This is a genomic window from Deltaproteobacteria bacterium, from assembly GCA_016930875.1.
Classification (GTDB): Bacteria; Desulfobacterota; Desulfobacteria; order Desulfobacterales.
Window position 1 is genome coordinate 1 of the sequence record JAFGFW010000088.1, and the last position, 6,222, is coordinate 6,222.

At 48.7% G+C, this 6,222-nt stretch carries 7 protein-coding genes; 4 read left to right on the forward strand and 3 right to left on the reverse strand.

Annotation, left to right across the window (positions count from 1 at the left end; all coding sequences use genetic code 11):
* Positions 1 to 656 precede the first annotated feature (656 nt).
* The 4 genes from JW883_08390 (at position 657) to pgeF (ending at position 4,257) form a co-directional block, all read left to right on the forward strand.
* Positions 657 to 1,772, forward strand: a complete 1,116-nt coding sequence (locus JW883_08390; protein ID MBN1842282.1) for a 4Fe-4S binding protein — start codon at positions 657 to 659, stop codon at positions 1,770 to 1,772.
* A 577-nt stretch (positions 1,773 to 2,349) separates the two neighbouring features.
* Positions 2,350 to 2,571, forward strand: a complete 222-nt coding sequence (locus JW883_08395; protein ID MBN1842283.1) for a hypothetical protein — start codon at positions 2,350 to 2,352, stop codon at positions 2,569 to 2,571.
* Between the two features lie 83 nt (positions 2,572 to 2,654).
* Positions 2,655 to 3,371 carry an orotidine-5'-phosphate decarboxylase gene (gene pyrF, locus JW883_08400; GenBank protein ID MBN1842284.1) on the forward strand — a complete coding sequence of 239 codons (717 nt, stop codon included), beginning with the start codon at positions 2,655 to 2,657 and terminating at the stop codon, positions 3,369 to 3,371.
* A gap of 97 nt (positions 3,372 to 3,468) precedes the next feature.
* Positions 3,469 to 4,257, forward strand: a complete 789-nt coding sequence (gene pgeF / locus JW883_08405; protein MBN1842285.1) for a peptidoglycan editing factor PgeF — start codon at positions 3,469 to 3,471, stop codon at positions 4,255 to 4,257.
* A 13-nt stretch (positions 4,258 to 4,270) separates the two neighbouring features.
* Here pgeF and JW883_08410 read toward each other — a convergent pair whose 3' ends face one another.
* The 3 genes from JW883_08410 to JW883_08420 form a co-directional block, all read right to left on the reverse strand.
* Positions 4,271 to 5,011, reverse strand: a complete 741-nt coding sequence (locus JW883_08410; GenBank protein MBN1842286.1) for an RNA methyltransferase — start codon at positions 5,009 to 5,011, stop codon at positions 4,271 to 4,273.
* Between the two features lie 11 nt (positions 5,012 to 5,022).
* On the reverse strand, positions 5,023 to 5,445 hold the full coding sequence (gene ndk / locus JW883_08415; GenBank protein MBN1842287.1) for a nucleoside-diphosphate kinase: 423 nt from the start codon (positions 5,443 to 5,445) through the stop codon (positions 5,023 to 5,025).
* Positions 5,446 to 5,582: 137 nt separating this feature from the next.
* Positions 5,583 to 6,089 carry a nucleoside-diphosphate kinase gene (locus tag JW883_08420; protein MBN1842288.1) on the reverse strand — a complete coding sequence of 169 codons (507 nt, stop codon included), beginning with the start codon at positions 6,087 to 6,089 and terminating at the stop codon, positions 5,583 to 5,585.
* Positions 6,090 to 6,222 lie beyond the last annotated feature (133 nt).

Below are 6,222 nucleotides of genomic sequence, written 5' to 3' on the forward strand. Positions count from 1 at the left end.
CGACCTGCCTGCCGGCAGGCAGGTCCATCCCGCCTGGCTGCGTTGCTCGTCGGTTAAATAGCTTGCTATTCGCCCTCCTCGCGCCTTACCATGCGTGCGCCTCGACTCCTGAAAATGTAAACTTGTTTCTTCGCGAACCCTTGGGCGACGGTGCGCTGCAGGCTATTTCGGTAAAGGCGAAAAAAAACCCCTCATTCGGAAACACACGGGAGATGGGGGATGGGCACTGGCTGACTTTGTATAAACTTATATATATATGTATCAATAGGCATCTTGTCAAGGAGGAATTGTTCTCTTTTCTTGCACACAAAACAGGCTTGGGAATAAAGAGTAGACGATTCTGACTCATTGACTTCGGATGGGCTTTGTGTTTTTAGTGTGAAAAATCGTCATGTATGTCAGTGGGTAGGCTTGGGTGAAGCCTACGTTTGGCTTTTCTTTGTTTCTTTGAATAGTTAAACGGATGGCTATTCAGTTTAGGTCATTCACGAATGGAGCCGGTATCCGAAATTGTGCCCGCGGGAAACCAAGTCCACTAGTGTTGATTGGCCCCCAACCATCTCAAGTTCTAATGTTAGCTCCAGGCATTGAGATGGACGTGTTCGGCAAGACGATATCTCAATGACGCATTCCGGAGGATCCGTGTGAGGGAGAGCATCTACAAGGGACTAGCCCAGCACCTGAACAATCTTCCAGGGGGTTTCCCTCCCACTGAAACCGGGGTGGATCTCCGCATCCTGCGCCGCCTGTTTGCTCCTGAGGAGGCAGAGCTTGCTGTGCATCTGACTTTGATTGCCGAGGAGCCTCGAGTCGTGGCGCGTCGAGCTAAGCTTCCCATACAGGAGGTCGCCCCGCGATTGGAGGAAATGGCCCGAAAAGGACTCATTTTCAGAATCGAGTCGAAAGACAGACCCACTCGTTATCGCGCCCTGCAGTATGTTATCGGCATCTGGGAGTTCCACGTCAACGACTTGGATATCGAACTGATCCGGGACATGAACGAATACATTCCCACTCTTTTTGATGGTGAAATCTGGAAGAAGGCTCCCCAATTGCGCACAATACCTGTGGGGCGAAGTATCAGTACCGAGCTCAAAGTGCTACCGTATGAGGGGATAGAGGAGCTTGTGCAGGTCCAGAAAAAGTTTGTGGTGGCGCCGTGTATCTGTCGGCGAGAGCATAGAATGGTGGGTAAGGGTTGCGAAAAACCGGAGGAAACATGTTTCGTTTTTGGGATTGCAGCCGATTACTACGAACGCAACGGCCTTGGTAGAGTCATCGATAAACAGGAAACTCTGGAAATCCTGAAAAAGGCCGACGAGGCCGGGCTGGTTCTTCAGCCAAGCCATGCCAAGCAGATCGTAAACATATGTTGCTGTTGTGGTTGCTGCTGCCAGGTACTAAAGAACCTCAAACGCTATCCCAAGCCGGCAAGTTATTTCTCCACTTCCTTTCTGGCAACTATCAACCCCGACACCTGCCAAGGCTGTGGAATCTGTGTAGACCGCTGCCAGATGGACGCGCTGCGTCTTGAAAACGACAAGGCAGTATTGGACCTAAGTCGATGTATTGGCTGCGGCCTGTGCGTTTCAACTTGCCCCACCGAATCTCTGACCCTCGTGCGTAAGCCTGAACCTGAACAGTCCAAAGTACCAAGAACAATCGTCGAGGCCTCCATCAGATTGGCACGGGAGCGTGGCAAGCTGGGACCCGGCAAGCTAGTTCAGATGCAGGTGAAATCGAAGATGGACAGGCTGTTGGCTTCGAAGTAAGCATTTCAGCCTCCAGCTTTCAATAACCCAGGTCAATTTAAGGTCCCCCGACAAGGAAATCTGAAGGTAAGCAAGTTGTTTTGTAACTTCTCAATAAGGTCGGGCATTCCAACAGCTTCCCTCTTTGAGAAAGGCCCGTCCTGCCCGCCCTGGAGCGACAGAAGTGGACCATGCCCACGGGAGAGAAACCCGGTCTGGGCCAGGGACGCGACAGAAGTTGGACAATGCCTCGGAAAGAGAAACCCGGTCTGGGCCAGGCGGATTGAGGGCGATGTTCCCCAAAGCAGGCCTGCCTTATTGAGAAGTTACGTTGTTCTGGCAATCCGCATTCGAGCCACTTCATTCGATACATATTTGATGCGGGCCAGGGTTATGATATCATTTTGGATGACTTTGCGTGAATCTTGCACGATGTTAGCGCTAACCACAGTCCTGTATGAGCTTTAAGGCATTAGCAATGTTTGAAGTTTCAGAAGAAGCAAGGGAGATGGTGACTGAGTTCTTGCAGACAAGGAAACAAACCTCTCCTGTTAGAATTATGGTTTCCGCCGGCGGATGAGGCACACCTTGTCTGGCAATGGCTCTGGATGAGCCGCAAGAAGATGATGAAGTTTTTGACAATAACGGCTTGACTTTTTTGGTAGACAGGCAATTGTTTGACATCGCCAAGCCCATCCGTATCGATTTTACTAGAACAGACACGGGAGGAGAATTCACCATCTCCTCCACCATTTTTGAAAATAATTGCTCCCTTGCTGAGGATCCTAGTTCATGTCACGCTTCCTGTTCTATGTCATGAGCAAGCGCAATCTTTGATTCATTGGTTCCAGGACTTTTTTCATAATGTTAATCTCAAATTAACTATGAAGGGATGTCAACACTATGAAGCACAAAAATATTCCATTAAATGAACGTATCATCTTTGCCTTAGATGTGGACTCCAAAGAAGAAGCAGAAAAATGGGTTAATCTGTTAGGAAACCATATAAATTTCTACAAAGTCGGCCTGCAATTGTTCCTGGCGGAGTGGTTTCCTGTTATCGAAATGATTACAGAGCGTGGCCACAAGGTTATGGTTGACCTCAAAATTTTCGATGTTCCGGAAACAGTCAAATTGGCCCTTAGACAGTTAAGAAATAGAAATATTACGTTTACTACTGTGCATGGCAATGATCCAATTCTTCGGGCTGCAGTTGAAGAGAAAAAAGGTGTTAAAATTCTTTCCGTTACTGTATTGACCAGCTATGGGGAAGAGGACATGGAGGAAATGGGCTTTTCCGGTACAATTGAAGATTTGGTTTTTTCTCGAGCCAAACGTGCTTTGAAGCTGGGGTGTGACGGCGTTATTTCTTCTGGTCTTGAAGCGCCTCGCCTAAGAGACGCTTTGGGTGACAGTTTTCTCATAGTTACTCCCGGTATCAGGCCAGGCAAGAATGTTGAAATCCCCGAAGATGATCAAAAACGAATCGTAACAGCTCAAGATGCCATAATAAATGGCGCTGATTATGTGGTTGTCGGTCGCCCTATCAGCAAAGCTAAGGATCCCATTGCCATCGTAGAATCCATGCAAAAGGAAATCCAAAAAGCGTTAGTTTCATAACCTCTTTCTTTTCATCCCATCTCATTTATGGAAAATCACTTTATTGGCGATGCGTAACAGCATTTCCCAAAATATGATTCGACAAAAGATAAATTCATTGACCGTTTGGTTTTTTGAAAACCTCTTTGAATATGAAGGAATCCGCCACTTCATATCAACGCGCACAGGCGGCTGCAGCGCCTCGCCCTGGGAGTCTTTGAATCTGTCGTTTAATGTGGAAGATGATCCGCAAGATGTGCTCAAGAACCGGAAACTACTTGCCGGATCCCTCGGGTTTTCACTGGCCGGCCTGACCACGGCCAAGCAGATCCATGACTGTCACGTAGAGATCGTATCCGAATCATTGCGAGGCAAAGGCGGCTCCGATTACAAGGGGGCCATTGACGCGACAGATGCTATGGTCACCAATGGGCCGGGGATTTGCCTAATGGTTCTGGTGGCTGACTGCGTGCCGATTCTTTTTTATGATCCGGCAAGAAGCGTGATCGGGGTAGCCCATGCAGGGTGGAAGGGCACGCTAAGGTGGATAGCTCAAAAAACCGTCAAGGTTTTCCAAGAACAATTTGGCTCTTCACCTCAGGACATTCTTGCTTGCATTGGACCGTCCATAGGTCCCTGTTGCTATCAAGTCGGCCAGGAGGTTGTTTCTCAGGTCAAGGATGTCTTTGGAACCAAGGCGGGCTGTGTCAGAAAGGAGTCTTCTGACGGCAAAGGATACTTTGATCTGTGGACAGCCAACCTGGACCAGCTTCTCCAGATCGGTATCCCTGAAAAAAACATAGAAGTGGCAAGAGTCTGCACGTGCGATCATCCATATCCATTCTTTTCATACCGGCGTGAAAATGCAAAGACAGGAAGGTTCGGCGCCGGGATTGTGATTTGTTAGGGAGAAACACGGATCATTTTTCGGTTTTTCTTCTCGAACCATACCACTCGATCTGGCGGCATATTCCACGAATCATCCTAACATCGCGTCCCCGCATGTGTATCCTGGAAAAAAACCTCCGTATGTGCTGCATCCAGTAGTCAGGATTTTCTGGGTTGATAAAACTAATATTGATGAAGGTCTTTTTTAGTTCTTCGTACATATCCTCCAGTTCGTGACGAGCAGCCAGGCGGGGGACAAAACCTTCGGTACTTTCTCTGCTTGCCAGAAATACTTCATAGCAAAGGACCATAATGGCCTGAGCCAGATTTATGGATGTAAATCCTGCCGTGGGAATGGTCACCACGGCCTGACAAAGGCCCAATTCGGCATTCGTAAGGCCTGAGCTTTCAGGCCCAAAAAGAAGGGCTACGCGGTTTTTCTGGGATATAGGGACGAGTCTCTCAGCCAGTTTGCCGGGATCTGAGATGGTCGGTCGCCTGCTCCCCACCCGGGCTGTTGTACCTACAACATACTGAAACGGGGCCAGGGCTGTCTGCAGGTCTTCGAACACCTCCATTGTCTCAACGACGTCGACGGCAAAATGGGTGGCCATCTTGAGTATCCGCGTCAAGTCGCAGTCCCTGGGATCAACCACAATCAACTGGCTGATGCCCATATTGCAGGCTGCGCGGGCCGATGCGCCGATGTTTTCGGGATAGCTGGGTCGATGAAGTACAATGGCAATGTTGCTAAGATTTACCCGTGTGGACATGGGCAATGGCATCATGCCCCAACTAACTCAAGGGCGCCAAAAAAGTAACTGATCTCAAAAGCAGCGGTTTGAGGGGAATCAGATCCATGAACAACATTTTTCCGGCCGTCTGTGGCAAATTCCCTGCGTATGGTTCCCTCTGCCGCCTCCTCATAATTCGTGGCCCCCATCATTTCGCGGTATCTGGCAATAACGTTCTCTCCTTCAAGGACCATGGCTATTGAGGGGCCCGAACTCATAAAATCCGTTAAACCTTCAAAGTAGGAACGCCCCCTGTGTGCTGCGTAAAACCCTTTTGCCTGTTTCTTTGACATGTAAACCATCTTCATCGCAACGATCTTGAATCCAGCCCCCTCGAGCCGCTTTATCACCTCGCCAATGAGGCCCCTTGCAACACCGTCCGGTTTGATGATGGACAAAGTCGTTTCCTTCATAGCCTGACCCTTCTGAAATTTTTCTGAAATACGGCAGGTTCCCTACCAAAAAGACAAAGAGAAAGCAAGAAATGGTTCTGGATGCATTGTTGCGACAAGGGAGATGGGGGCATGCGAAAAGAGCAGGAAAGGAGATTTTAGGCCCAGAGGCGCTTTTTCACATTTTTTAACTCACTGTCTTTCACCGGATAGATGTGATACACGATTTCATCCGGAGTAAACCAGAGTTTTATTTCTCTTTCTGCTTCCTCAGGGTTGGCTGAAGCATGCATTACGTTTTCGTAAACTCCGGAAGTAGTAATTCTTCCATAGGCGCCCCGAATAGAGACAGAATTTGCTTCTTCAGGATTGGTGGCGCCACAGATTTCTCGCACTTTCTGAATAGCCTCTTCCCCGTGGTAAACCAGGGCCATGACTTTCCTTCTTTCGTGGAACTCCCCCATGATATAGCCAATCAACTCCTCAAAAAAGGGCTTGCCTTTCAAAAAGATGTAGTGTTCTTCAGCCAATTCTCTGCTTACACGGACAATCCTTGCCCCGGCAATTTCCAGGCGTGTCTCCGACAACCGCGTAAGGATGTTACCGGTAAGAGACTTTTTCAAACCATCAGGTTTTATTAGAACCAGTGTTTGTTCAACAGCCATAACGCATACCCAGAGCTCAACCCACAAGGATTTCTATCCGCCTTCTGCTTGTGCCATCTGGCGACCGGTCCCACATATTGTGGTCGGTTGACAGATGGCACAAGTTGAGATCACGACATATGGTATCCCCAAG